The 23,933-nt window shown below is 56.4% G+C and carries 20 protein-coding genes; 8 read left to right on the top strand and 12 right to left on the bottom strand.

Annotation, left to right across the window (positions count from 1 at the left end):
- Positions 1-105 precede the first annotated feature (105 nt).
- Complete coding sequence (gene fliD, locus PQR63_RS10300; protein WP_408167766.1) at positions 106-2,130, bottom strand: flagellar filament capping protein FliD; 2,025 nt, start codon at positions 2,128-2,130, stop codon at positions 106-108.
- Positions 2,131-2,599: 469 nt separating this feature from the next.
- Complete coding sequence (locus PQR63_RS10305; RefSeq protein ID WP_050475729.1) at positions 2,600-3,085, bottom strand: YajQ family cyclic di-GMP-binding protein; 486 nt, start codon at positions 3,083-3,085, stop codon at positions 2,600-2,602.
- A gap of 175 nt (positions 3,086-3,260) precedes the next feature.
- On the opposite strand from PQR63_RS10305, the gene murB reads away from it, so the two are divergent.
- Entirely contained in the window at positions 3,261-4,286 is a 1,026-nt protein-coding gene (gene murB, locus PQR63_RS10310; protein WP_408167768.1) for a UDP-N-acetylmuramate dehydrogenase, read from the top strand.
- An 87-nt stretch (positions 4,287-4,373) separates the two neighbouring features.
- On the opposite strand, the gene ppnP is transcribed toward murB, so the two are convergent.
- The 3 genes from ppnP to argF are packed head-to-tail and all read right to left on the bottom strand — an operon-like array spanning position 4,374 to position 7,016.
- A complete protein-coding gene (ppnP, locus tag PQR63_RS10315; protein WP_408167769.1) occupies positions 4,374-4,688 on the bottom strand; it encodes a pyrimidine/purine nucleoside phosphorylase in 315 nt (104 codons plus the stop codon).
- Positions 4,689-4,718: 30 nt separating this feature from the next.
- The gene (gene argG, locus PQR63_RS10320; protein ID WP_408167770.1) at positions 4,719-6,059 is read right to left on the bottom strand and encodes an argininosuccinate synthase; all 1,341 of its coding nucleotides are present in this window, start codon (positions 6,057-6,059) and stop codon (positions 4,719-4,721) included.
- Positions 6,060-6,104: 45 nt separating this feature from the next.
- Positions 6,105-7,016 (bottom strand): ornithine carbamoyltransferase, encoded by a 912-nt coding sequence (argF, locus tag PQR63_RS10325; RefSeq protein WP_408167771.1) that lies wholly within the window; start codon positions 7,014-7,016, stop codon positions 6,105-6,107.
- Positions 7,017-7,509: 493 nt separating this feature from the next.
- On the opposite strand from argF, the gene PQR63_RS10330 reads away from it, so the two are divergent.
- A complete protein-coding gene (locus PQR63_RS10330; RefSeq protein ID WP_408167772.1) occupies positions 7,510-9,624 on the top strand; it encodes a TonB-dependent receptor in 2,115 nt (704 codons plus the stop codon).
- 77 nt (positions 9,625-9,701) lie between these two features.
- Here the strand turns inward: PQR63_RS10330 and rsgA are convergent, their stop codons facing one another.
- From rsgA to PQR63_RS10345, 3 genes are read right to left on the bottom strand one after another with little or no spacing between them, the layout of a single operon-like run.
- Complete coding sequence (gene rsgA / locus PQR63_RS10335; RefSeq protein WP_408167793.1) at positions 9,702-10,613, bottom strand: ribosome small subunit-dependent GTPase A; 912 nt, start codon at positions 10,611-10,613, stop codon at positions 9,702-9,704.
- Positions 10,614-10,615: 2 nt separating this feature from the next.
- Positions 10,616-10,969: a 4a-hydroxytetrahydrobiopterin dehydratase gene (locus PQR63_RS10340; protein ID WP_408167773.1), complete on the bottom strand. Its 354-nt coding sequence runs from the start codon at positions 10,967-10,969 to the stop codon at positions 10,616-10,618.
- A gap of 17 nt (positions 10,970-10,986) precedes the next feature.
- Complete coding sequence (locus tag PQR63_RS10345; protein ID WP_408167774.1) at positions 10,987-12,261, bottom strand: M48 family metallopeptidase; 1,275 nt, start codon at positions 12,259-12,261, stop codon at positions 10,987-10,989.
- 161 nt (positions 12,262-12,422) lie between these two features.
- Here PQR63_RS10345 and orn point away from each other — a divergent pair, with 161 nt between their 5' ends.
- Positions 12,423-13,028 carry an oligoribonuclease gene (orn, locus tag PQR63_RS10350; RefSeq protein ID WP_094563086.1) on the top strand — a complete coding sequence of 202 codons (606 nt, stop codon included), beginning with the start codon at positions 12,423-12,425 and terminating at the stop codon, positions 13,026-13,028.
- 48 nt (positions 13,029-13,076) lie between these two features.
- Complete coding sequence (locus PQR63_RS10355) at positions 13,077-13,829, top strand: sulfite exporter TauE/SafE family protein (protein ID WP_408167775.1); 753 nt, start codon at positions 13,077-13,079, stop codon at positions 13,827-13,829.
- Between the two features lie 139 nt (positions 13,830-13,968).
- Here PQR63_RS10355 and PQR63_RS10360 read toward each other — a convergent pair whose 3' ends face one another.
- Positions 13,969-14,670, bottom strand: coding sequence for a UPF0149 family protein (locus PQR63_RS10360; protein WP_408167776.1), 702 nt, complete (start codon positions 14,668-14,670; stop codon positions 13,969-13,971).
- Positions 14,671-14,792: 122 nt separating this feature from the next.
- Here PQR63_RS10360 and PQR63_RS10365 point away from each other — a divergent pair, with 122 nt between their 5' ends.
- Together PQR63_RS10365 and PQR63_RS10370 are read left to right on the top strand one after the other, a co-directional pair.
- Positions 14,793-15,788 (top strand): serine/threonine protein kinase, encoded by a 996-nt coding sequence (locus PQR63_RS10365; protein ID WP_408167777.1) that lies wholly within the window; start codon positions 14,793-14,795, stop codon positions 15,786-15,788.
- Positions 15,789-15,813: 25 nt separating this feature from the next.
- Positions 15,814-16,386, top strand: a complete 573-nt coding sequence (locus tag PQR63_RS10370; protein WP_408167778.1) for a DNA-3-methyladenine glycosylase I — start codon at positions 15,814-15,816, stop codon at positions 16,384-16,386.
- A gap of 203 nt (positions 16,387-16,589) precedes the next feature.
- On the opposite strand, the gene PQR63_RS10375 is transcribed toward PQR63_RS10370, so the two are convergent.
- From PQR63_RS10375 to PQR63_RS10385, 3 genes are all read right to left on the bottom strand, one after another.
- Positions 16,590-18,023 carry an NAD-dependent succinate-semialdehyde dehydrogenase gene (locus tag PQR63_RS10375; RefSeq protein ID WP_408167779.1) on the bottom strand — a complete coding sequence of 478 codons (1,434 nt, stop codon included), beginning with the start codon at positions 18,021-18,023 and terminating at the stop codon, positions 16,590-16,592.
- Between the two features lie 246 nt (positions 18,024-18,269).
- Positions 18,270-19,385: an NADH:flavin oxidoreductase/NADH oxidase gene (locus PQR63_RS10380; RefSeq protein WP_408167780.1), complete on the bottom strand. Its 1,116-nt coding sequence runs from the start codon at positions 19,383-19,385 to the stop codon at positions 18,270-18,272.
- Positions 19,386-19,556: 171 nt separating this feature from the next.
- Positions 19,557-21,368, bottom strand: a complete 1,812-nt coding sequence (locus tag PQR63_RS10385; protein WP_408167781.1) for an ABC transporter transmembrane domain-containing protein — start codon at positions 21,366-21,368, stop codon at positions 19,557-19,559.
- A gap of 337 nt (positions 21,369-21,705) precedes the next feature.
- Between PQR63_RS10385 and egtD the strand changes: the two genes are divergently transcribed.
- Together egtD and egtB are read left to right on the top strand one after the other, a co-directional pair.
- Positions 21,706-22,650 (top strand): L-histidine N(alpha)-methyltransferase, encoded by a 945-nt coding sequence (egtD, locus tag PQR63_RS10390; protein WP_408167794.1) that lies wholly within the window; start codon positions 21,706-21,708, stop codon positions 22,648-22,650.
- Between the two features lie 44 nt (positions 22,651-22,694).
- The gene (gene egtB, locus PQR63_RS10395; protein ID WP_408167782.1) at positions 22,695-23,909 is read left to right on the top strand and encodes an ergothioneine biosynthesis protein EgtB; all 1,215 of its coding nucleotides are present in this window, start codon (positions 22,695-22,697) and stop codon (positions 23,907-23,909) included.
- Positions 23,910-23,933 lie beyond the last annotated feature (24 nt).

Here is a 23,933-nt window from a genome sequence, read left to right on the forward strand (position 1 = left end):
GGCTTGAAACATAGCGCTCCTGACTTATCTCTTGGCCTGGTTGCCACCTGGGTCGAATGAAGATGGATAAAGCGGCTTCGCATTAAAAATGCGGAGCCGCTTCGTTTATCTGGCCGAGAGTTTTTTTAATTGGTCCGTCAGGTAGTCTCTCGTTTCACCCATGCTTGCCAAGGTTTTGTTAAGGCGATTGAATTTGTTGGTATAGGAATCCTGTATGTTGTTCAGGCGGTCATTCACCGCGTTTTGCTTGCTGGTATTGAGCGCCTGGCTTCCCTCAAGTCCCTTGGACTTCGTAGTGATGATGCCCTTGTCCGCAAGGATATCCTCAGTCAATTTTTGCAACTGGGTCACGACGCCATTTTTTGAAGAGAACAAATTGCTCACACCTTCAAAATCGTTGGTGACGGCAGCCGAGAACTTGGTCGCATCCAGTGCCAGACTTCCATCTTTTTGAAAAGTAATTCCGATTTGCGCCAGCGAGGTTTTTCCACCTCCGTCAACGGATGCAGTCAAGGTGGTGCGCAGTTGACTCATCAACGCTTTTACGCTGGTTTCACCTGCCAAAGGGGCTGACTGGCTTGCCTCGCCAAGTTTCTTTGAGACGACCTGTTTGGTCATGTCTTTCACCGACTTAAGCAGGTTGTTGTAGGCAGTAATCAGCGTGTTGGCTGCGCTGGTCATACCGGTGGTGTCGTTGGAGATATTGAGAGTGAATTTATCTGTGGACGTGGTGATTTTGGTCAGATTCAGTTGCACCCCTGAAATGGCATTCTTCACTTTATTGCTGGGGGAGGTAACGACAACGCCTTCAATACTGATCTTGGCGTCCTGCGCTTTCACTAACTGTCCCATTGAACTTCCCTTCAGATCGGCGTAACTCTGCGTTCCCTTGAGCGAAACCGGCGACGTTCCGGTTGGTGTCAATACAAGGCGATTTTCTGCGCCGTCATTGAGTATGGAAGCCGTGACGCCATTGTTGGCAGTGTTGATCGCTTTCATCACGTCACTGAGGTCAATCGTGCCATTGCCGTCCGTATCAGTGGGCGTGATATCCACGGGATTCTCGCCACTGGTCAGACGCAGGCTGCCGGAGTCATAGGTCTGGTTGGTCGGCACAGCAGGTAGAGTAATCGTGCCGCGGGGATCGAAAGATAGTGATGAAAATGAGCCGGTACCGGTAATGCGCAAGGTGTTTGTTGCGCCGCTGTCTTTGGCCGAAACAACCAGATGCTCGCCTGCGCTACTGCTGACGATTGTGGCGAGAACGCCGGCATCACTGGCATTGATGGCGTCACGTACACCAGCCAGGGAATTCGTGGCAGGCTTGATGATGGCGGTCGAACCGTTGCCAGTTTTGATCGCAAGGATGCCATTGTCGAACGTCGTACCCGGCGCCATGCGTGCCGAAGTGATTTTATGTGCCTGCGCCAGCTGCAACACGTCAACGGTATAGGTTCCGGATGCCGCTTTGGTGGAGTCGCGCGCAGCCTGAATCTCGGTCATGGTTGTCGGCACGGCGCGGGATGGATCATAGGCCAGGGCAGACAGGCTGTTGTTCGCAGCGATCTTGATGGTATTGCCGGTGCCGCCGGTCTGCGATTCGAGCACCAGATGGTCGCCGTCATCGGCGGTGGTAATGGAGGCGGTTACTCCTGCTGAGGATCGGTTGATCGCGTCGCGCACGCCGGCAAGTGTGGCGTCGGCCGTAAGAGTGACAAAAGTCGGGGAACCGCCGCCTATCTTGATTGCTACAGAATCCCCCGCGGTGAAGATTTTATTGCTGCTAAATGCTGCCGATTTCAGTTTTTGCGCCTGTGATTTGGTGGAGTCGTCACTGTTGATGTCGGTAGTAAATGGTTCTGTGGTGGCATTGGTTGCGCTGCTTGCATTTGTGAGTACTGCCTTTTGTGAACTAAAGCTGGCGGGCGTCAGGCCTTTGATGGCGGTTTGATAGGTCGCTAGTACGCCTTTCAGGTTGCCATAGCCAGAAATCAGCGTGCTGATACTTTTACCTCTGTTCACCAGCGCAGGTAACGTTTTCTTCGTTTCGACTTCCATGAGCTTGCTGACGATATTTGCGACGTCAAGCGGGCCAGCTTTTGTTGAGATCGATCCAGTGGAATCTGCCATGGTTTACTCCAAAAAATGCGTGGCTGAGAGCGCCGGAGCAGGCGACGACTCAACCCCAGGTTAAATGGCTGGCCTTTGATGATCGGGGTGATAAAAAATGATCAGGGCCCGCCTGGAAACCCTCTGCGGAAATGTTTGCACCCGGTATCACAAGGGCGCGTTACGCAGTTTTCCTGCGATCGCAGAGTTCAGAAACTGCTCGATTCTTGGTGGCGTTTCGTCGATATAAAGTCGATAAACACCTCAAAGACGAAGTGATTCTGAATTGCAATATTTGCGATTAAATTGACGTTGTATGGAGATTTGATGAAGGGGAGAAGAATCGAAAATATTTGGTGCGAGCCTCCACTATCACGCAGAAGCAGGAAGTTACGGGCCTGCAGACTTAGCGTCACAAAGGCCTGATTTTCCGTTCGACCATAAAAAACGCCGGCTTGATTGCCGGCGTTTTGATTGGAGCTAAATGATCTTAGTCGCGGAAGTTGTTGAATTCCAGCGGCAGATCTTTGATTTCCTTGCGCAGCATCGCCATGGCGGCTTGCAGGTCGTCGCGCTTGGCGCCGGTCACGCGAACGGCATCGCCCTGAATGCTGGCTTGTACTTTCATCTTGCTGTCTTTGATGACACGCACGATTTTTTTAGCATCTTCGGTCTCGATACCATTCTTGACCTTGATAACTTGCTTGACCTTGTCGCCGCCGATTTTTTCGATCTTGCCATGATCGAGGAAACGTACGTCAACGTTACGCTTGGTCATCTTGTTGGTCAGCACGTCGCATACCTGGCCCAGTTGGAATTCGGAATCGGCGTAAGCGGTCAGATCGCGTTCTTTTTGTTCGACACGGGCGTCGCTGCCCTTGAAGTCGAAACGGGTGGTGATTTCCTTGTTGGCCTGATCAACGGCATTTTTGACTTCAACCAGATTAGCTTCGGAGACGGTATCAAATGATGGCATGGTGATTTCCTTTATGTTCTGTGGCGTCTTACTGGCGCGAACTTTAGCTGATCCAAGGCGCCGGCACCTGAAAGACGTGATTTTAACGGACAACCGGGATTGCGGCTATGTTTGCACGCCGTTGTGAAGCGAGCGGACAAGAGAAGAAGAGGCGCTGCGCTATAATCCTGCGCTTATGTTTCCCATACCTGTTCAGCGGGATTTTTCCCTGCGCCATCTCAATACCTTCGGCATCGACGCCAAGGCCGCCGTGTATCTGCCGGTCGACGGTGTCGACATGCTGCTTGCGGTCAGAAACGACAAGGAACTGTCGGTCCTGCCGCGCCTGATTCTTGGTGGCGGCAGCAATCTGCTGCTGACACAGGATTTTCCTGGCCTGGTGCTGCACATGCGTGGTGCCGGCATGCATATCGTTGACGAAGATGAAACATGCGTCTACGTCAAGGCATCGGCGGGCGAGAACTGGCATCGTTTCGTACAGTGGACGCTCGATCTGGGTCTGGGCGGGTTGGAAAATCTGTCGCTGATTCCCGGCAGTGTTGGTGCTGCGCCTATTCAGAACATTGGCGCGTATGGTGTCGAAGTCAAGGATCGTTTTCACAGCCTCACTGCATTCGATTTTGTCGACGGCAAGACCATCACGCTGGACAATGCCGCATGCCGTTTTGGTTACCGCGACAGTGTGTTCAAACAAGCGCTGCGCGATCGCGCCGTGGTGCTCGATGTGACGTTTGCGCTGCCCAAGCAATGGCAGGCGAATATGAACTACGCCGACGTCATGCAAGAATTGTCACTGCGACAAATCACCGCACCATCGCCACGCGACATTGCGGATGCGGTCATCGCAATCCGCACGCGCAAGCTGCCCGACCCGGCGCAGATTGGCAACGCCGGCAGCTTCTTCAAGAATCCGATCGTGCAGGCGCAACAGCGCGATGCATTGCTGGTACAGCATCCTCAACTGGTGAGCTACGCGCAACCCGATGGCAGTTACAAGCTTGCTGCGGGCTGGTTGATCGACCAATGCGGCTGGAAGGGCAAGTCGCTTGGCGCGGCTGGGGTGTATGAAAAGCAGGCCTTGGTGCTGGTCAATCGCGGTGGCGCAAGCGGCAAGGAAATTGCGGCGCTGGCACAGGCGATTCAGACGGATGTACAGGAGAAATTCAGCGTGAAGCTGGAACCGGAGCCGGTGTTCATCTGATCCACCTCGCGGAGAAAAAATCGACGCACAAACAAAAACGCGGCCAGGTTTCCTTGGCCGCGTTTTTTATTTGCTGCGTTCCGGAGATTAACCGAAGTGGCAGACGTAATCTACAGTGTCAGTGACTTCGATGTCGAAGCTGGAGTTGCCCGGGACGTTGAAGCTGGTGCCTGCAGCGTAGGTCTTCCAGGCTTCTTCACCCTTCAGACGGACGTTGCAGCTGCCGCCGTTGATTTCCATGATTTCCGGTGCGCCGGTGTTGAAGGTCAGCGACGACGGCAGGATCACGCCCAGCGTCTTCTTGGTGCCATCAGCAAAAATCACGCTGTGCGAAACGCACTTGCCGTCGAAATACACATTGCCCTTTTTCAGGACGGTAACGTTATCGAATTGAGTCGTCATGTTGTCTTGTTTCAGTTGAGGGTGATGTGATTACTTCGCGTCTTTTTCTTTTTCCAGCAGTGGCAGCGACACGGCAGTGCTGGTTGCCAGCAAGCCGGTGCTTTGGTAAATCGCCAGCTTCTGACGGGTATCGGTGATGTCCAGATTGCGCATGGTCAGCTGGCCGATACGGTCTTGCGGCGAGAACGCGCCTTCACCCTTTTCCATGGTCAGACGTTCAGGCTGATAGGTCAGGTTGGCCGACTCGGTGTTGAGGATCGAGTAGTCGTTACCGCGGCGCAGTTCGATGGTGACTTCGCCGGTGATGGCGCGGGCAACCCAGCGTTGTGCAGTCTCGCGCAGCATGATGGCTTGCGAATCGAACCAGCGGCCCTGATACAGCAGACGGCCCAACTTACGACCGTTGTCGCGGTATTGCTCGATGGTGTCTTCGTTGTGGATGCCGGTGATCAGGCGTTCGTAAGCGATGAACAGCAGCGCCAGGCCGGGAGCTTCGTAGATGCCGCGGCTCTTGGCTTCAATGATGCGGTTTTCGATCTGGTCGCTCATGCCGAGGCCGTGACGGCCGCCGATGCGGTTGGCTTCCAGGATCAGGTCGGTCATGTTCTCGAAAGTCTTGCCGTTCAACGCAACCGGACGGCCTTCTTCAAAGCGCACAGTCACTTCTTCCGCCTTGACGGCGACGTCGTCGCGCCAGAATGCCACGCCCATGATCGGCTGAACGATCTTGATGCCGCTGTTGAGGTATTCCAGATCTTTTGCTTCGTGGGTCGCGCCCAGCATGTTTGAGTCGGTCGAGTAGGCTTTTTCCACCGACATCTTGTAGTCGAAGCCGGACTTGATCATGAACTCGGACATTTCCTTGCGGCCGCCCAGTTCGTCGATGAAGGTATTGTCCAGCCAAGGCTTGTAGATGCGCAGGTTAGGGTTGACCAGCAGACCGTAGCGGTAGAAGCGCTCGATGTCATTGCCCTTGAACGTGCTGCCATCGCCCCAGATGTCGACATTGTCTTCACGCATGGCTGCCACCAGCATGGTGCCGGTAACGGCACGGCCCAGCGGTGTGGTGTTGAAATACGTGATGCCGGCGGTGGAGATATGGAACGCGCCGCTTTGCAACGCTGCGATACCTTCGTTGGCCAGCTGTTCGCGGCAATCGATCAGTCGCGCCAGTTCTGCGCCGTATTGCATTGCCTTCTTCGGAATAGCGTCGTAATCAGGCTCGTCCGGTTGACCCAGATTGGCAGTGTAGGCGTAAGGAATGGCGCCTTTCTGGCGCATCCAGGTCAGCGCAGCGCTGGTATCGAGGCCGCCGGAGAAGGCGATGCCGACTTTTTCGTTGACCGGAACGGATTGCAGGATGTTGGACATGATAGTTCTGACTAGGTTGTTGTAACTGATAGATAAAGTGGAAACTCAGACTTTGCCGAGTACCAGATATTCGAGCAAGGCCTTTTGCACGTGCAGGCGGTTTTCTGCTTCGTCCCAGACGACCGATTGCGGCCCGTCAATGACTTCAGCAGAAACTTCTTCGCCGCGATGCGCCGGCAGACAATGCATGAACAGCGCATCTTGCTTCGCGCGCGACATCTTGGCCTGATCCACGATCCAGCCGTCAAAAGCTTTCAGACGCGCGGCGTTTTCGTCTTCATAACCCATGCTGGTCCAGACGTCCGTGGTGACCAGATCGGCGTCCTGGCAGGCATCTGCCGGGTTGGCGAAGAAGGTGTAGCGCTGATTGCCGGGGCTGACCTGTTTCATGTCGATGTCGTAGCCCTTGGGCGTGGAGACATTGACGTGGAAGCCGAATACTTCAGCCGCCTGCAGCCATGAATACAGCATGTTGTTGGCGTCGCCGATCCAGGCCACGACCTTGTCCTTGATCGAGCCGCGATGCTCGATATAGGTGAACACATCGGCCAGCACCTGGCAGGGATGTTGTTCGTTGGTCAGGCCGTTGATGACCGGCACGCGCGAATAGGCGGCGAAACGGTCAATGATTTCCTGGCCGAAAGTACGGATCATGATGACGTCGCACATGCGTGACATCACTTGCGCAGCATCTTCGATCGGCTCACCGCGGCCAAGCTGGCTGTCACGGGTATTGAGATAGATCGCCGCGCCGCCGAGCTGGTGCATGCCGGCTTCGAAGGACAGTCGGGTACGGGTCGAATTCTTCTCGAAGACCATGACTAGCGTGCGGTCAGCCAAAGAGTGATGCGGCTCGTAGTTTTTGAATTTGCGTTTAATCACACGCGACCGCTCGATCACGTACTCATACTCATCAAGCGTAAAGTCGGAAAACTGCAGGTAGTGTTTGATTGCCATAAATAAAAACGGCGGCCAGTGGGCGCCTGCCGCCGATTGTTGTAACTGCTTTAATTATAAGGGATTCGGCTCAAAAAGATACCCAAAAGCAGGCATAAGCGAGTGAACTGCATGTGAACCTAGTATGAGCCCCGCGATACGCCATTCACCGTCGTTGGCGTAATCGACATTGTCGCCCTTATCCCGAGCAACCGGTGACTCCATGTAGCGAGCCAGACGAGTTGAATGGATCGCCAAACCGAAAGACAGGCTAGAACAATAACATTGTCACTTTGTTATTTATTCAAATCAATTTCGGTTGGTATTTTCACCATCTCGACAAGCTGATCGGCATCCGACGATTTTTCTGAGGTTTTGAATTAACTGAGAATTATTCTCAATGTAAATCATTAGACTGCGCCTCTTCTCAAAGACCAGTCGAGTGATCAACATGTCATTTTTTTCTTCCCGCCATCACCATCCTGCTCGCGGAAACTTTCGGGGGACTATTCGTTTGCGATTGCGACCGGTCGCCATTGCCATCTGTTCCATCGTATCTTCTTTTGATTATGCCTACGCGGCTGACGAAGCTGGGAGCGAGGCCGGATTACCTGCCATCGAGATCCGCAGCAAGCGCAGCCACTACGATCCGCGTCCTGCTTCGGTTAATACAGCCACCAGATCGGAGGCGGAGACACGCGATATACCGCAAACAATCAATAGCGTCGCGGTGGAAGAAGTTGCATCGTATGGTGGACGCACCCTCGCGGATGCCTTGAGCGGCATTCCCGGGATTTCGAATTCGTCGGACACGCGCTTCGATGCATTTCGTATTCGCGGCTTCTCCAGTGTCGGCGATTTGTTCCTCGATGGCATTCGCGACGACGCGCAATATGTACGCAGTCTCGGTAATATCGAGCGTATCGAGGTATTGAAGGGGCCCGCCGCAGTGCTTTATGGGCGGGGAAGCGGGGGCGGTGTGATTAACCGCATCAGTAAGCAGCCGGGGCATGATGTGCAAAACAGCGTGCAGGTAAGCGCCGGCAGCTACGGACGTCTTGGTGCCTCCGCCGATATCAATCAGGTACTCTCCGACGAATGGGCAATGCGCGTGAATGCCGGTCGTGAACGCGCCGACAGCTTTCGAAACGGGGTCGACAGCACGCGCCAATATGTCGCGCCATCGATCAAGTGGGATAACCAGCGCACCAGTTGGTTGCTGCAGACCGAGTACAACGAGTTTGAACGGGTTCCCGATCGCGGCATGCCGGCAGGCCGACGCGCCAACGGCAGCTACTACTTGCCGCCTGCAGCGCCATCCACCACGTACGGTGCGCTGGGACGCGATGACATCAAGGACACCAGCACCAATGTCCGGTCGACGCTGGAACACAAGTTCAACAATCAATGGAAAATTCGCAACGTCCTCAGTGTGTTGGAGTTGGACAGCCGTTTCGACAATACTTTCGCCGGAGGTCTGACAGGTCCAGGCAACAGCATGGTGACGCGCAGCCGCTTTCTGCAGGATCTGAAACAACGCAATCTGCAGGCTGGTGTCGAGCTGGACGGCAAAGTCATGACGGGCAACGTGGAACACCAATTGCTGTTCGGTAGTGAATATACCGACGAAACCCGTCATCCTCGCTTGTGGCGTGCCAACGCCACGTCGGTATCGCTGCTGACGCCGAACAATGCGCCGGACAACGGGCCGACACCGACGGTATTTTCCAACAGCGTACACAAAGCGCGCGGTTATGCGCTTTATGCGCAGGATCAGATTCGCTTGTCGCCGCAGTGGCAAATACTGGCAGGCTTGCGTTGGGATCGGTTTGCCGCTGATTCATTGAGTCAGGTCAACAATAGCCGCGTCCAGCGCACTACTTCTGCAATCAGCCCTCGACTCGGCATCGTTTGGTCGCCACTGAGGGATCACAGTTTTTATGCCTCCTATAGCAAGAACTTTATCCCCTCCGGCGGTGCTGACACGGTCGGGCTCGATACAGGCACCACCAGCAACGTCAACGCACTTGATCCGCAGTTCAGCAGGCAGGTGGAAGTGGGTGTCAAGAGCGATTGGTTCGACAAGAAGATCAGCTCCACGCTGGCCGTCTTCCAGCTCGATTTATACAACCGCCGTACTCAGGTGGCTTCCAGTCCCGATCTGTTCGTGCTGACCGGCCTCGAACGCAATCGCGGCATCGAGCTTGGCGTCAATGGTCAGTTGGCGAGTAACTGGTTCATCCGCAGCGGTTTCAGCGTGCAGAATGCGCGCGTGCTGGAGTCCGGGTCGTGCCGCACCTGCGGAACGAACATTCAAGGTAAGCGTTCCGTGGGCGTTTCGAGCGCGAATGGCAGTCTCTTCATCAGCTATGCACCGACGCAAGGCTTCTTTGCCGAGACTGGCCTTGTCTATGAAGGCGCACGTTACGTCGACATCAACAACTCGTTGGATTTGCCGGCTTACACGCGTTGGGATGCCAAAATGGGTTATCGATTCCGCAAGGCTGAGGTGACCTTTGCCGTAACCAATCTTGCCAACAAAAATTACTACGTCACATCGACGGGGCTGTCGCAGATCATGCCGGGCAGTCCGCGCAGCGGCTTGTTGAGCGTGGCGTACAAATTCTGAGCACGGTCTGGTTCCGAATCTCCGATACAAAAAAAGCCGCTCTGAAGAGCGGCTTTTTGCAAAGAGAGTCCGGGCAATCAATACAGCTTCTGCGACGACTCGTGCAGCAATTGCACGTACAACTGATGCCGCATGGCCGCGATGTCGCCGTTCTTGACGGCGGCCAACACAGCGCAATCTGGCTCGGTCAGATGGTGGCAATTGTAGAACCTGCATTTGCCGAGATAGGGTGCGAATTCGCGGAAGGCGCGTTCCAGCATGCCTTCGCTCAACTGATACAGGCCGAACTCCTGAAAACCCGGCGAGTCAATGATCGCCGTGTCGTCAGCCATGACATACAGGCGCGTGAACGTGGTGGTGTGCTTGCCGGTGTCGAGCGCAGCCGAGATTTCACGTACGGCGATATCGGCGTCCGGCACGATCAGGTTGATGATCGATGACTTGCCCATGCCGGACTGGCCGATCAGAATGGTGGTCTGGCCTTGCAGCAATGGCATGAAAGTGTCACAGGTCGCATCGGGGTGCGCCTGCGCCGAGACTTCGTGCACCGGATAGCCGAGTTTGCGGTACACCTCAAGGCGTTGGCGCGTACGCGGCAACGCAGCTTCGATGTCGGTCTTGTTGAGAATGATATGCGCATCGACACCAGCCGATTCTGCCGCCACCAGTGCGCGCGAAATCAGGTCATCGGTGAAGCCCGGTTCCGTCGCCACCACGATAAATAGTTGCGTGACGTTGGCGGCCAGCAGTTTGGATTTGTACTGATCCGAGCGATACAGCAAGGTCTTGCGCTCGGCGATGGACTCGATCACAGCCTGATTGGCCGAAGTGCGTTTGAGGTTGACCCGATCGCCGACGGCGACGTCACTCTTCTTGCCGCGGGTGACGCATTGCAGTTTCTCTTCGCCGACTTGCGCCAGATAATGGCGCCCGTGTGCGGCGATGATGGTTCCGACTTCTGTAGTATTTTTTTGTGCGCTCACGATTATGCTTAAGAAAACGTCTGGTGGAATACAGCATCCACCTTGGCGGCGCAGATGAAGTCATTGATCGACAAGCCGCCGCGTCCTTCGTTGACGCTGTGTGTGTCGAACTTTACGACGCAGCGATTGTAGGTTACGACCAGTTCCGGGTGATGATCTTCGGCGTGGATCACATAGGCGATGGCGTTCACAAAAGCTAGCGTCTCATGGTAATCCTCGAATGAAAACGTCCTGGCCAGCTTACCTTGTTCCAGCGCCCAGCCCGGCACCAGCGGCAGGGTTTGCTGGACGTCGGCATCGCTCAGCGCGGTCACTTGATGCTGGCTCTTTTGCGTGAGCAACGATTGTGTGGTCAGTGTCATGATGTGTTCCTTTTACCTTAGTGTGCCGCGTTCAGCGCAGCGTGCAGTTTGCCGATGCGCAGTGACGCCGGCGGGTGCGAATCGTAGAAGGCGGAATGCAGCGGGTCAGGCGTCAGCGTCGACGCATTGTCTTCATACAGCTTGACCAGCGCCGACACGAGGTCTTGCGCATTGGTGTGCTGCGCGGCGAATGCATCAGCTTCAAATTCATGCTTGCGCGACGACAGCGACGACAAAGGCGACAGCAAGAAGGTGAAGATCGGCAAGGCCAGCATGAACAAGATCAGCGCCATCGCATCGTTGCTGCCGAACAGCATCGGATCAACGCCCAGTCCGGTGTAGAACCAGGCCTGACCCTTGAGGTAGCCGAGCAACGCCAGGAACACCAGCGAGATCGCGAACATGACGGCGATGCGCTTGACGATGTGCTTGAGTTTGAAATGGCCCAGCTCATGTGCCAGCACGGCTTCGATTTCATGCGGCGCCAGACGCGCCAGCAGGGTGTCGAAGAAGACGATGCGCTTGCCTGCGCCAAAGCCGGAGAAGTAGGCATTGCCGTGTGCGCTGCGCTTGGAACCGTCCATCACGAACAAACCTTTGGAGGCAAAGCCGACACGCTGCATCAATCCTTCGATGCGCGAACGCAGGCTGTCGTCGTCGAGTGGCGTGAATTTATTGAACAACGGTGCAATGACGGTCGGGTAGAGCACCAGCATCAGCAGTTGGAAGCCACTCCACACCAGCCACGCGTAGAACCACCACAGCGAACCCGACTTGTCCATCAGCGTCAGGATGACCCAAAGCAGCGGCAAGCCAATGACCGCGCCAATCAGCGAATTCTTGACGGTGTCGGCGAAGAACAGGCCGCGCGTCATTTTATTGAAGCCGTAATATTCTTCCAGCACAAACTGGCGGTAGTAATCGAAGGGCAGATCAATCAGACCGGAAATCAGCGCAAACGCCACAATCAATCCCAATTGATACAGCATTCCCGGCCCGCCAAACCATCCCAGCAGCAAGCTCGACAGCAACTGCAAGCCACCCAGCAGCGTAAATCCGACCAGAACGGCCGAATTGACGACCAGTGTCAGCAGGCCGAATTTGGTGCGGGCGACGGTGTAGTCGGCTGCCTTCTGATGTGCCGCCAGCGGGATTTTTTCGGCAAACTCGGCCGGAACCGCGCTGCGGTGAGCCAGTACGTGGCGGATATGGCGAGAGCTGAGCCAGAACCGCACGAGCAGCGTCAACAGCAGAAAACCAACAAACAAAACCGAAAACGTGAGTGAATACATTCTTTCCCTGTGCGAAAATGGCGGTCAGCAAAACCGTTCAAAAAATTCGATGAAAATGGCGAATTGAATGGGATGAGCGGTCGACCCGAGCAACAGATTAAGCCGCAATTCAAGCAACAAATTAAGTACCGAATTAAGCAGAACCTGCAGAAAGAACAATTATGTCACAAGCCACCGATGCCAACGTTGCCAATGCTGGCGCGCCTACTTATACGATCCCGGCCCGTCCGAACGAGTTCAACCTGATTTGGGTGGACATGGAAATGACCGGCCTCGATCCGGACAACGATCGCATCATCGAAGTTGCTGTAGTGGTAACAGATCCTGAACTCAATATCCTGGCTGAAGGCCCGGTGTTCGCGATCCATCAGTCCGACGAAATCCTCGACGGCATGGATGCATGGAACAAAGGCACTCACGGCCGCTCGGGTCTGATCGAACGCGTCAAGGCATCGACCGTAACCGAAGAAGAAGCCTCGGCAGCGCTGATCGCGTTTCTCAAGCCATTCGTGCCGGTCGGCAAGTCGCCGATGTGCGGCAATTCGATTTGCCAGGATCGCCGCTTCATGGCGCGTGGCATGCCCAAGCTGGAAGCCTTCTTCCACTATCGCAACCTCGATGTGTCCACCCTCAAGGAGTTGTGCCGTCGCTGGAAGCCTGAACTGGCAAGCGGTTTCAAGAAGCATCAGAAGCACACCGCGCTGGCCGACATCATCGAATCCATTGAAGAACTGAAGTACTACCGCGAGCATTTCATCAAGGAGTAATCCTCTGATGACCACGCCGACGACGCGATTGCGGTCGAGGACTCTGCCTTGATCCAGGATCCGCTGTTCTACGCAGCGGCGATCCCCGCGGTGTTGATCGTCGGCATTTCCAAGTCTGGCATGGGCGGCGGCTCGCTCGGCATTCTTTCCATTCCCATCCTGTCTTTGGTGGCCTCGCCTGCAGTCGGCGCGGCCATCATGCTGCCTTTGCTGATCGCCATGGACATCATGGGACTGATCACTTTCCGTGGCAAAGGCGACATGCGCAATCTGCGCATTCTGATCCCCGCTGCATTGATCGGTATCTCAGTCGGCGCATTGACCTTCCGTTTTACGTCCGACGCGATGTTGCGCGGCCTGATTGGGGTCTTGTCGATCGCCTTCGTCGTGCAGCGAGCCGTGGGGTTGGGCAGTGCGGCTGTCCCGACGCAACCCAGTATCGCCAAAGGTTCGGTGTGGGGCGCCCTGTCCGGCTTCACCAGCTTCATTGCCAACGCCGGCGGACCGCCGTTCGTGATTTATCTTGCGCCTCAGCAACTCGACAAATTGATGTTTGTCGGGACATCGGTGATTTTCTTTTCAGTGATCAATGCGGTGAAGGTCGTGCCCTTTATTGCACTCGGTTTGTTTGATGCGCGCAACCTGACCACGTCGCTGGCTTTGCTGCCACTGGCGCCGGTCGGTTACTGGCTGGGTTTGAAGATGCTGATGAAGGTGAACCAGGCGCGGTTCTATCAGATTACCGTCGCGGCTCTGTTTGTTGCTGGTTGTAAGTTGCTGTGGGATGCCGCCGGAGCCTAGAACCTGTCCGCGATCTTACTGCGAGGCCATGATCCGGCGTCGGGCGGTGCTCGGAATCCTCATGTACTCAAGTACATTCCGGTTCCTCCGCTCCGGCCGTCACCGGCTGATGGCCTCTCGCTACAGATCGCAAACAGGTTCAAACTGGTGACGCCTTGTCTGCGCCGCAGCATTTCTTGTACTTCTTGCCGCTGCCGCATGGGCAATCGTCGTTGCGGCCGGCTTTGGGGCCGTCGCGGCGCACGGTTTCCACCGCAGACTTGCGATGCGGTAGCCAGTATTTGTAGATGTGCGGAATCGCTGATTCCACTTCCACCGCCAGCTTGTGCGACTTGACCGGATCTTCGATCAACGGGATTTCTTCTTCTTCCAGCTCATCCGAACCCAGCAGATAGATCGGGCGCATCAGTTCGGACAGATTGGAGTGGAAAATCGGATCCCATTCCTTGGCGCGCAATTGGATGCCTTCCCAGAAGCCGCCGGCCCAGGCTTCGCCATCGAGCAGGCTCTTGCCTTCGTGCTCACGCTCGCAGAACAGTGGTTCGTATTCCTTGGGGGCGACTTCCAGCGTGATGGCGATTTCGTTCATCGAGCGCGCGATCAGACCGGTAATGCGTTCGGCTTCTTTCGGTGATTTGAACTTTGGCGTGTCTTCCGGCTGGCTGCCCCAGACGCGCGGCAACCATTCGGCCATGAGGACTTCCTGCGGGCCGATCACCAGTGCGGTGAGGAAGCCGTGCAGCGTATCCATGGTCATGGCGTCGTCGGCACAACGGTCGGATAACAGGAAATCGTCGAGTTCGTCGAACTCTTCGTCGGAAAGGGGCTGGTCAAGTTGCATGATGTGCGTCCGTGTTGCGAATAAAACCGCAGTTTAATTCCATTCGGCTGCGGAGGCGAGGATTACCGCCGGTTTCAGGTTCCTCTTTCCCGTTGCCTGCGCCGGGCACGTACAATACGGCCATGACCGATTCCACCACCGTATTCAACTTCGCCGGGCTGTCGCCGGACACCGTGCTCGATGCACTCGATAGTGTCGGCCTGTATGGCGACGGGCGTCTGTTGGCGCTCAACAGCTATGAGAATCGGGTCTATCAGGTTGGCATGGAAGAGGGGCCGCCGCTGGTGGCGAAGTTCTATCGCCCGCAACGCTGGAGCGACACCGCGATCCTCGAAGAGCATGCTTTCGTCAACGAGCTGGTCGAGCAGGAAATCCCGGTCGTTCCCGCCATGCAACTTGCCAACGGCCGCAGCTTGCAGGAGTTTAAAGGCTTTCGTTTCGCCGCCTTCACCCGGCATGGCGGCCGTGCGCCCGAACTCGATAACCCCGACACGCTGGAATGGCTGGGTCGCTTCATCGGCCGTATCCATGCGGTCGGCATGCAACGTTCGTTTGAACATCGACCGGCGTTGAACATCGCCACCTTTGGCGAAGAGCCGCGCGATTATCTGCTGGCCAACGACTTTATTCCCATGGACGTGCTGACCTCATACAAGACGACGGTCGATCACGCCCTGGACGGTGTGCGCCGTTGCTTTGATCGTGCCGGCGACATCAAGCAATTGCGTCTGCATGGCGACTGCCACGTCGGCAATGTCTTGTGGACCGACGCCGGGCCGCACTTCGTCGACTTCGACGATAGCCGCAGCGGACCTGCGATTCAGGATCTGTGGATGCTGCTGTCGGGTGAGCGCGGCGACATGGTGCGCCAGCTGTCCGATCTGCTGGCCGGTTATGAGAGTTTTTGCGAATTCGAGCAGCGCGAGTTGTATCTGATCGAAGCCTTGCGCACCTTGCGCCTGATTCATTACTCCGCATGGTTGGCGCGGCGTTGGGAAGATCCGGCGTTTCCGCAGGCTTTCCCATGGTTCAATACGCAACGCTACTGGCAGGACAGAATTTTGGAATTGCGCGAGCAGATCGCGCTGATGGATGAACCGCCTTTATGGCCGTTATAAACTTTGGAAAATGAGTGAGGAAGCAATGAGCGTACAACGCTGCGCCTGGGTCAATCTCGACAATCCGCGCTACGTGACTTACCACGACGAAGAATGGGGCGTTCCATGCCACGACGAGACGCGCCTGTTTGAAATGCTCAACCTGGAAGGCGCGCAAGCCGGCCTGAGCTGGGAGACCGTACTCAACAAGCGCGAAACCTACCGAGCTGCCTTCGATCAATGGAATCCGGAAAAGATCGCGCGCTATACCGATGCCAAGGTGGCGAAGTTGCTGGCCGATCCGGGTATCGTTCGCAATCGCCTGAAAGTGGCGGCGACCATCACCAATGCGCAAAGCTATCTGCGCCTGCGCGACGAAGTCGGAGGCCTCGATCCTTTTCTGTGGGCGTATGTCGACGGTAAACCGATCCGCAACAAGTGGAAAAACCTGAGTGATGCACCTGCCACGACGGCGCTATCGGATCAGGTGTCAAAAGATCTTCTCAAGCGCGGTTTCAAGTTTGTCGGCTCGACCATTGTCTACGCCTACCTGCAAGGCATAGGCGTCATTGATGACCACGTCGTCGGCTGTCATTGCCATGGGAAAAAGCACAAATAGTTCTGCGGCCTTCGCTAATCCTTGTCGTTCCAGCGAATGCTGGAATCCAGTGTCGTTTCTTTGCTTGAGACGCACGACACTGGATCCTGGCGTGCGCCAGGATGATGGGGAATGAAACAAAGTCGGCGATATGTCCGGCTCCACAAAATGAAAAGCCCGCGCTCAATCAAGAGCGCGGGCTTTTTTGTCGCTGCGTGAAGTGCTTACACGTCCAGCTGCGAAACGAACTTGGTATTGACGTAAGCTTCGATCGCTTCGGTGCCGCCTTCAGAACCGTAGCCGCTGTCCTTGATGCCGCCGAACGGTACTTCCGGCAAGGCCAGGCCCAGATGGTTGATGGTGATCATGCCGCTTTCAACGCGTGTCGACAGGGCGTGCTTGGTTTGCGCCGACTTGGCGTAAGCGTAGGCAGCCAGGCCGAACGGCAGGCGGTTGGCTTCGGCGATCACTTCGTCCAGTGTCTCGAACGAGTTGATCAATGCCAGCGGGCCGAACGGTTCTTCGTTCATGGCGCGTGCCGACAGCGGTACGTTGGTCAGCACGGTTGGTTCGAAGAAGTAGCCCTTGTCACCGACGCGCTTGCCGCCAAAGCGCAGTTGCGCACCTTGTTCCACGGCGTCGCTGATCAGTGCCTCCAGTGCAGGGATGCGACGCTTGTTGGCGACCGGGCCCATGGTCGTGCCGGCAGTCATGCCGTCTCCGACCTTCAGTTGGCTGGCAGCGGTGATGAACTTGTCGACGAAGGCGTCGAACACTTTCTTTTGCACCAGAAAGCGGGTCGGCGAGACGCAGACCTGGCCGGCGTTGCGGAACTTGGCCATCGCCAGTTGCTTGGCTGCGGCGTCGATATCGGCATCGTCGAACACGATAGCTGGTGCGTGGCCGCCCAGTTCCATCGTGGCACGCTTCATGTGCGTACCGGCCAGTGCGGCCAGTTGTTTGCCGACCGGGGTCGAACCGGTGAAGGAAATTTTCTTGATGATCGGATGCGGGATCAGGTATTCGGAGATTTCCGACGGCACGCCGTAGACCAGATTGACCACGCCTTCAGGAATGCCGGCATCGGCAAACGCGCGGATCAGTTCAGCAGGCGAGGCCGGTGTTTCTTCCGGCGCCTTGACGATGATGGAGCAGCCTGCCGCCAGTGCTGCCGACAGCTTGCGCACGACTTGATTGAGCGGGAAGTTCCATGGTGTGAACGCGGCGACAGGGCCGACCGGTTCTTTGATCACCATCTGATAAGCATTCGGCACGCGCGCTGGTACCAGACGGCCGTAGGTGCGGCGGGCTTCTTCGGCGAACCAGTCGATGGTGTCGGCGGCGCCCAGGGTTTCTGCCTTGGCTTCAGCCAGTGGCTTGCCTTGTTCCAGCGTCATCAGTTGCGCGACTTCGTCAGCGCGTTCACGCAGGATGTTGGCAGCCTTGCGCATGATCTTTGAGCGCTCGAAAGCGGAGATATTGCGCCAGGTGTCGAAACCTTTTTGCGCGGAAGCCAGCGCAGCATCGAGGTCTTGCTTGTTGGCGTGAGCGATGTGGCCGATGACTTCTTCGGTGGCTGGATTGACGACCGGAATGGTGCGATCGGAGACACTGGCAGTCCAGCGACCATTGATGAATAGTTGAACGTCTTTGTACATGATGAGTATCTCTTTGCTAATCAGGGATGAAAGGATGCGAAGCAGAATGTTGAAATCATTTTGAAATCACTTCCGGCGGAATGGCTTGCAGAAGCGACTGGCGTATGCCGTGAGTTAGTTATACCACGGCTGGGAAAGTTGCGTCAGGTCAACGCAAAAAACGAAGCCATCGAAACCATTCGGGACGATATACCTTCGACATGCAGTCCGAATATCGTCCCATCGTCCCGGAATGTCGCTGTCGGATCAGTCGAGGTCGCCGTAGTCGACACTCTCACGCAATGGCGTCTTGCTCGATGCAGCGCGCACGTATTGCGGCGGCCAGGCGACGTTTTCCTTGAGCGCATCGGCGGCGCGCAGCGGCCAGTAAGGATCGCGCAGCAGTTCACGCGCCAGCAGCACGAGATCGGCTTGCTCGGTGCGCAGAACATGTTCCGCCTGAATGGCATCGGTGATCATGCCGACGGTGCCGGTGGCGATCTTGGCTTCGCTCTTTACTCGCGCGGCAAAGGCAGTCTGATAGCCGGGTCCGGTGGGAATCGTCGCTGTCGCTACGTTACCGCCGCTGGAGACGTCGACCAGATCGACGCCGAGGTCGCGCAGCATGCTTGAAACCGCAACCGTCTCGTCGGGATTCCAGCCGCCCTCAGTCCAATCGGTTGCCGATAAACGGACGAAGAGCGGCAGTTCTGCCGGCCAGACTTTGCGTACGGCAGTGACAGCTTCCAGCAAGAAGCGCGCACGGTTTTCCAGTGAACCACCGTATTGGTCAGTACGTTGATTGCTCAGCGGCGAGAGGAATTCATGCAGCAAGTAGCCGTGTGCGGCGTGCACCTCAACGACCTTGAAGCCGGCCTTGAAGGCGCGTTGTGCGGCATCGGCAAAAGCTTGCACGCGTTGCGCGATGGCTTCCACGCTCAGTTCCACAGGTGCTTTGAAGGTGGCGTCGAAAGGAATAGCCGACGGGCCTACGGTATCCCAACCGCCTTCTGCCGCAGGTACGGTGCCGACCTTGCCGGCCCATGGACGCCAGGCACTGGCTTTGCGGCCGGCATGCGCCAGTTGGATGCCTGCGAAAGAACCCTGCGCTTCGATGAAGCGGGTAATGCGGCGCAGCGGTTCAATGTGGTCGTCTTTCCAGATGCCGACGTCTTCCGGTGTGATGCGGCCCTCGGCCAGAATGCCGGCCGCTTCCACGATCACCAGACCGGCGCCGCCCACGGCGCGGCTGCCCAGATGAACCAGATGCCAGTCATTGACGAAACCGTCCTGTGCCGAGTATTGGCACATCGGGGAGACGGCAATGCGGTTCGGCAGAGTCAGTTCGCGCAACTTCAGCGGGGAGAATAATTTGCTGCTCATCGGAAGCTCCTGTTTGTTTGCTGCGCACGTGAGATAGATGGCGCGCTCGCAAGTGGGAAGTAGAGGGAAGTGGTTGTTCGGTGAAACCAGAAGTCTATTTTATTTTGTGAAATCGCGTTTGGCGCCGCCGGATTCTTCACGTGTCTTCCAGACGGCGCATGATTTCAGCATTTAGTCGGTATTGAACTGCAGTGCAGCCAGACTGGCGTAAAGACCGTTCTGCGCAATCAGCGAAGCATGGGTGCCAGTCTCTACGATGCGGCCGTGTTCCAGCACGATGATACGGTCGGCGCGTTGCACGGTCGCCAGACGATGTGCGATGACCAGCGTGGTGCGGCCGATCATGGCGGCTTCCAGTGCAGATTGCACCAGACGTTCGGATTCGGCGTCGAGCGCACTGGTGGCTTCGTCCAGCAAGAGCAGCGGGGGATTCTTCAGCAGCGCGCGCGCAATCGCGATGCGCTGGCGCTGACCGCCGGACAGACGCACACCGCGTTCACCCAGGAAGGATTGGTAGCCTTGTGGCAGGCGCTCGATGAACTCATGCGCCGCCGCCATCTTCGCTGCAGCAATGACTTCCTCGTCGTTGGCGTCGGCGCGGCCAAAGCGGATGTTCTCCAAGGCATTCTCGGAAAAAACGATGGTGTCCTGCGGCACGATGCCAATGGCGCCGCGCAGAGTTTGCAGGGAAAGAAACTTGATATCAACGCCATCCAGTTTGATCGTGCCTTGCTGCGGATCGTAGAAGCGCAGCAGCAACTGGAACAGCGTGGTCTTGCCGGCGCCGGACGGGCCGACGATGGCGATGGTTTCGCCCGGTCTGATATCGAGCGACAGATGCATCAGCGCGCTGCTGTCTGGACGAGACGGATAGTGGAAGACGACGTCTTCCATGTGCAGCGCTGCGCCATTCGCTGTGCGCGGTGGCAGCGTTTCAGGCAGCAACACCGATTGCACCGGTGATTTTGCGGTCAGCAGATCGAGCAGGCGCTCGGTGGCGCCTGCTGCGCGTTGCGTGTCGCCCAGCACTTCCGACAAGGCGCCGATGGAGCCGGCCACCAGCGATGCGTACAGGATGAACTGACCGAGCTGGCCGCCGCTCATGCTGCCTTGAACGACGGCATGCGCACCCAACCACAGCACGAACACAATCGCGCCGAAGACCAGAAGGATCGCCATCATCGTCAGCACGGAACGCGCCCGGATGCGTTGCATGGCGGTATGAAAAGCGCGCTCCACCGATGTGCCGAAACGTTTGGCTTCGATCTCTTCATGCGTGAAGGCTTGTACCGTCGGCATGGCATTGAGAATCTCGCCGGCCAGCGCGGAGGCATCGGCGACGCGATCTTGCGATTCGCGCGAGAGCTTGCGCACGCGGCGACCGTAAAACACGATCGGCAGCACGACGGCCGCCAGCATCACGATGATGATGGACGACAGCTTGACACTGGTGATGAACAACATGACCATGCCGCCGATGAACAGCAGTCCGTTGCGTAGCGCCATTGAAATGCTGGTGCCGACCAGTGTCTGGATCAGCGTCGTGTCGGTGGTCAGGCGTGACAGCACTTCACCGGTTTTGGTGGTTTCAAAGAATTGCGGGCTTTGCGTGACCACATGCGCGTAGACGGCGCTGCGCAGATCCGCCGTTACGCGCTCGCCCAGCCACGACACCATATAAAACCGTGCCGCTGTCGCCACGCCGAGGATGCAGGCTACGCCGAACAGTGCAAGAAAATACAGATCGATGTGCAGCGTGCTTGCAGCGGCATCAGCGCTACCGCCACCGATGCCGCTTTTGCCGAAACCGAGATCGATCATTTGCCGGAAGGCGTACGGAATCGCCAGTGTCGCTGCTGCGGCGACGATGAGCGCCAGGCCGGCCAGCATGAATTGACGCTTGTAAGGTTGCAGGAAGGGGAGCAGGCCGATCAGAGTTTTGATGCTGCCTTTGGCTGGTTCAGGTTTGACGCTTGATGACATGTTGGCAAGATTTGTGATGTTGATGAAGCAACTTATAGGCTGAATGTCAGAATTTTTATCGTGCGGTGAACCACATTGGTGATTGCAAGTCGATAGAATGCATAAGTATATGCATTCCTCAACTATTCAATCTGACAACAGATTGACCCCTTGAAATGCGCCATGTGCGCTCAATATTCGGTGGCTAGTACTTACTAAACGCGGTCTAGTGTATTGCATGCTTGCATACCGTGCCGATTGCGTTCATGCAGTTGTTATATTGTGCGGTTACATTGTGCCGTTACATCATGCGGTTACAACAAGGAGAGCAAAATTGGCTCAACGATTGTCGCAGGACATGCAGGACGATTGGACGGAGAATTGCCCGATACGAGGTGAATTGCATGACGGACTGACGGCTGAAACCGCCAGCATTTCTCCTAAATACTTTTACGACGCGCTCGGCTCCACCTTGTTCGAAGCGATTTGCGCGCTGCCGGAGTACTACCCGACCCGTACCGAAGCGCAGATTTTCGATCAGCATGCCGAGGATATTGCCGCTACCGTGGGCAAAGGCGTGACCATGATCGACCTGGGCGCCGGCAATTGCGCTAAGGCAGCGCGCCTGTTTCCTTCCTTGCAGCCGCGTCAATATGTGCCCATCGATATCTCGACGGAATTCCTGCGCGAGGCCGTGAACGGTTTGCGGCAAAAATTCCCTGCGATACCAATGCAGGAAATCGCGATGGATTTTTCGACCTCGCTGCAATTGCCTTCGACGGTCGGACGTGAAAATCGTCTGTTCTTTTATCCAGGATCATCGCTCGGCAACTTCGCGCCGGAAGAAGCACTGCAGTTCCTGCGCCGCATGCGCCATGGCCTGCAACTGGGCGAAGCGGGCGGGGTGTTGCTCGGCATCGATCTGGTCAAGGAAAAGGCGGTATTGGATGCGGCCTACGACGATGCACTGGGCGTGACTGCGGCATTCAACCGCAATGCGCTGTTGCACGTCAATCGTTTGCTGGGCAGCGATTTCGTGGTTGATGACTGGCAGCATCGCGGTTTCTTCAATCCCGAGTTGTCGCGTATCGAAATGCATTTGGAAGCACGCCGCGATGTCACCGTGACATGGTGCGGAGGCGGGAGAAAATTCCGCCAAGGCGAGCGTATCCATTCTGAGAACAGTTATAAATTTACGCCCGACGGCTTCAACGATTTGTTGCGCCAAGCCGGGTTCGGCCAGGCCAAGATGTGGTTCGATCCGCAGAAGTGGTTCATGCTCTGTTACGCGCGGCCGGTGTGAGCGGCAAAAAAGATGCATAACATCTGCACAGGGAGATAAGCAGCATGCATAACGAAACGGCCGCACTGGCCGCAACGAACGCAGCCATCGTCGATGACTTTTTGCGTACGCGCGAATACTCGATGATCCTCGCCACGCCGTTGTCCGATGAAGATTGCAGCGCGCAGTCGATGCCTGATGCCAGCCCGGTCAAATGGCATCTGGCGCATACCAGCTGGTTCTTTGAGACCTTCATTCTAGAAAGCTACGAACCTGATTTTTCGCCGTTTCATCCGGCGTTCCGGGTCTTGTTCAATTCTTACTATGAAGGCGTCGGCGACAAGCATCCACGTCCGCAGCGCGGCATGCTGACACGTCCGTCGCTGGCCGAGATTCGCGCCTATCGTTCCAACATCGATCTGCGCATGCAAGCGTTGCTGTTATCCGATGTTTGCGATGAGAATTGTCTGCGCTTGCTGGAGCTGGGCATGCAGCATGAGCAACAGCATCAGGAGCTGATGCTGACCGACGTCAAACATCTGCTGTCGCTCAATCCGCTCAAGCCGGCTTATCTGCCGCGCGCCTTGCAGGCCATGCCGGTGCAGACTGAACTGGAGTGGAATACCTTCGACGCCGGTGTCGTGGAGATAGGTTATCGGCATGGAGGATTTTGTTTCGATAATGAGCTGCCGTCGCATCGCCAATTTGTTGAAGCATTTGCCATCGGTTCGCGCCTGATCAGCAATATCGAATACCTGATGTTTGTGGAGCAGGGCGGCTATGATAATCCAGCTTACTGGCTGTCGGCTGGATGGGACTGGCGCAGCAGCAACGGTATCAAACACCCGTTGTACTGGCATCGTCAGGACGACGGCGGATGGCAAGAGTTCACCTTACACGGCATGTTGCCGCTGGATCCGCATGCGGCGATGCTGCACTTGTCCTACTACGAGGCTGATGCTTATGCACGCTGGGCCGGTGCACGTTTGCCGACCGAGGCGGAGTGGGAATACGCCGCCGGTGCGCTCGGCAACGAGGGGCGACAATTTTTCGGCACGGCATGGCAGTGGACGTCGAGCAGCTATGCGCCTTATCCGGGCTATGCGATTCCTGACGGTGCCGTCGGTGAGTACAATGGCAAGTTCATGGTCAATCAATACGTCTTGCGCGGCTCATCCGGCGCGACGCCGTTGGGACATTCTCGCGTCAGCTATCGCAACTTTTTTCCGGCGACGGCATGCTGGCAGTACAGCGGTATTCGCCTGGCGCGTTCGCTGTAACGATTCACGGTTCATCTGAAGCAC

Origin of the sequence: Herbaspirillum rhizosphaerae, assembly GCF_046025915.1 — a bacterium.
GTDB lineage: Bacteria > Pseudomonadota > Gammaproteobacteria > Burkholderiales > Burkholderiaceae_D > Herbaspirillum > Herbaspirillum rhizosphaerae_A.

Excerpts from the sequence above, each read along its gene's own strand:
- fliD (WP_408167766.1), bottom strand. The coding sequence starts at position 2,130 with ATGGCAGATTCCACTGGATCGATCTCAACAAAAGCTGGCCCGCTTGAC.
- PQR63_RS10305 (WP_050475729.1), bottom strand. The coding sequence starts at position 3,085 with ATGCCATCATTTGATACCGTCTCCGAAGCTAATCTGGTTGAAGTCAAA.
- murB (WP_408167768.1), top strand. The coding sequence starts at position 3,261 with ATGTTTCCCATACCTGTTCAGCGGGATTTTTCCCTGCGCCATCTCAAT.
- ppnP (WP_408167769.1), bottom strand. The coding sequence starts at position 4,688 with ATGACGACTCAATTCGATAACGTTACCGTCCTGAAAAAGGGCAATGTG.
- argG (WP_408167770.1), bottom strand. The coding sequence starts at position 6,059 with ATGTCCAACATCCTGCAATCCGTTCCGGTCAACGAAAAAGTCGGCATC.
- argF (WP_408167771.1), bottom strand. The coding sequence starts at position 7,016 with ATGGCAATCAAACACTACCTGCAGTTTTCCGACTTTACGCTTGATGAG.
- PQR63_RS10340 (WP_408167773.1), bottom strand. The coding sequence starts at position 10,969 with ATGACACTGACCACACAATCGTTGCTCACGCAAAAGAGCCAGCATCAA.
- PQR63_RS10345 (WP_408167774.1), bottom strand. The coding sequence starts at position 12,261 with ATGTATTCACTCACGTTTTCGGTTTTGTTTGTTGGTTTTCTGCTGTTG.
- orn (WP_094563086.1), top strand. The coding sequence starts at position 12,423 with ATGTCACAAGCCACCGATGCCAACGTTGCCAATGCTGGCGCGCCTACT.
- PQR63_RS10360 (WP_408167776.1), bottom strand. The coding sequence starts at position 14,670 with ATGCAACTTGACCAGCCCCTTTCCGACGAAGAGTTCGACGAACTCGAC.
- PQR63_RS10365 (WP_408167777.1), top strand. The coding sequence starts at position 14,793 with ATGACCGATTCCACCACCGTATTCAACTTCGCCGGGCTGTCGCCGGAC.
- PQR63_RS10370 (WP_408167778.1), top strand. The coding sequence starts at position 15,814 with ATGAGCGTACAACGCTGCGCCTGGGTCAATCTCGACAATCCGCGCTAC.
- PQR63_RS10375 (WP_408167779.1), bottom strand. The coding sequence starts at position 18,023 with ATGTACAAAGACGTTCAACTATTCATCAATGGTCGCTGGACTGCCAGT.
- PQR63_RS10380 (WP_408167780.1), bottom strand. The coding sequence starts at position 19,385 with ATGAGCAGCAAATTATTCTCCCCGCTGAAGTTGCGCGAACTGACTCTG.
- PQR63_RS10385 (WP_408167781.1), bottom strand. The coding sequence starts at position 21,368 with ATGTCATCAAGCGTCAAACCTGAACCAGCCAAAGGCAGCATCAAAACT.
- egtD (WP_408167794.1), top strand. The coding sequence starts at position 21,706 with ATGCAGGACGATTGGACGGAGAATTGCCCGATACGAGGTGAATTGCAT.
- egtB (WP_408167782.1), top strand. The coding sequence starts at position 22,695 with ATGCATAACGAAACGGCCGCACTGGCCGCAACGAACGCAGCCATCGTC.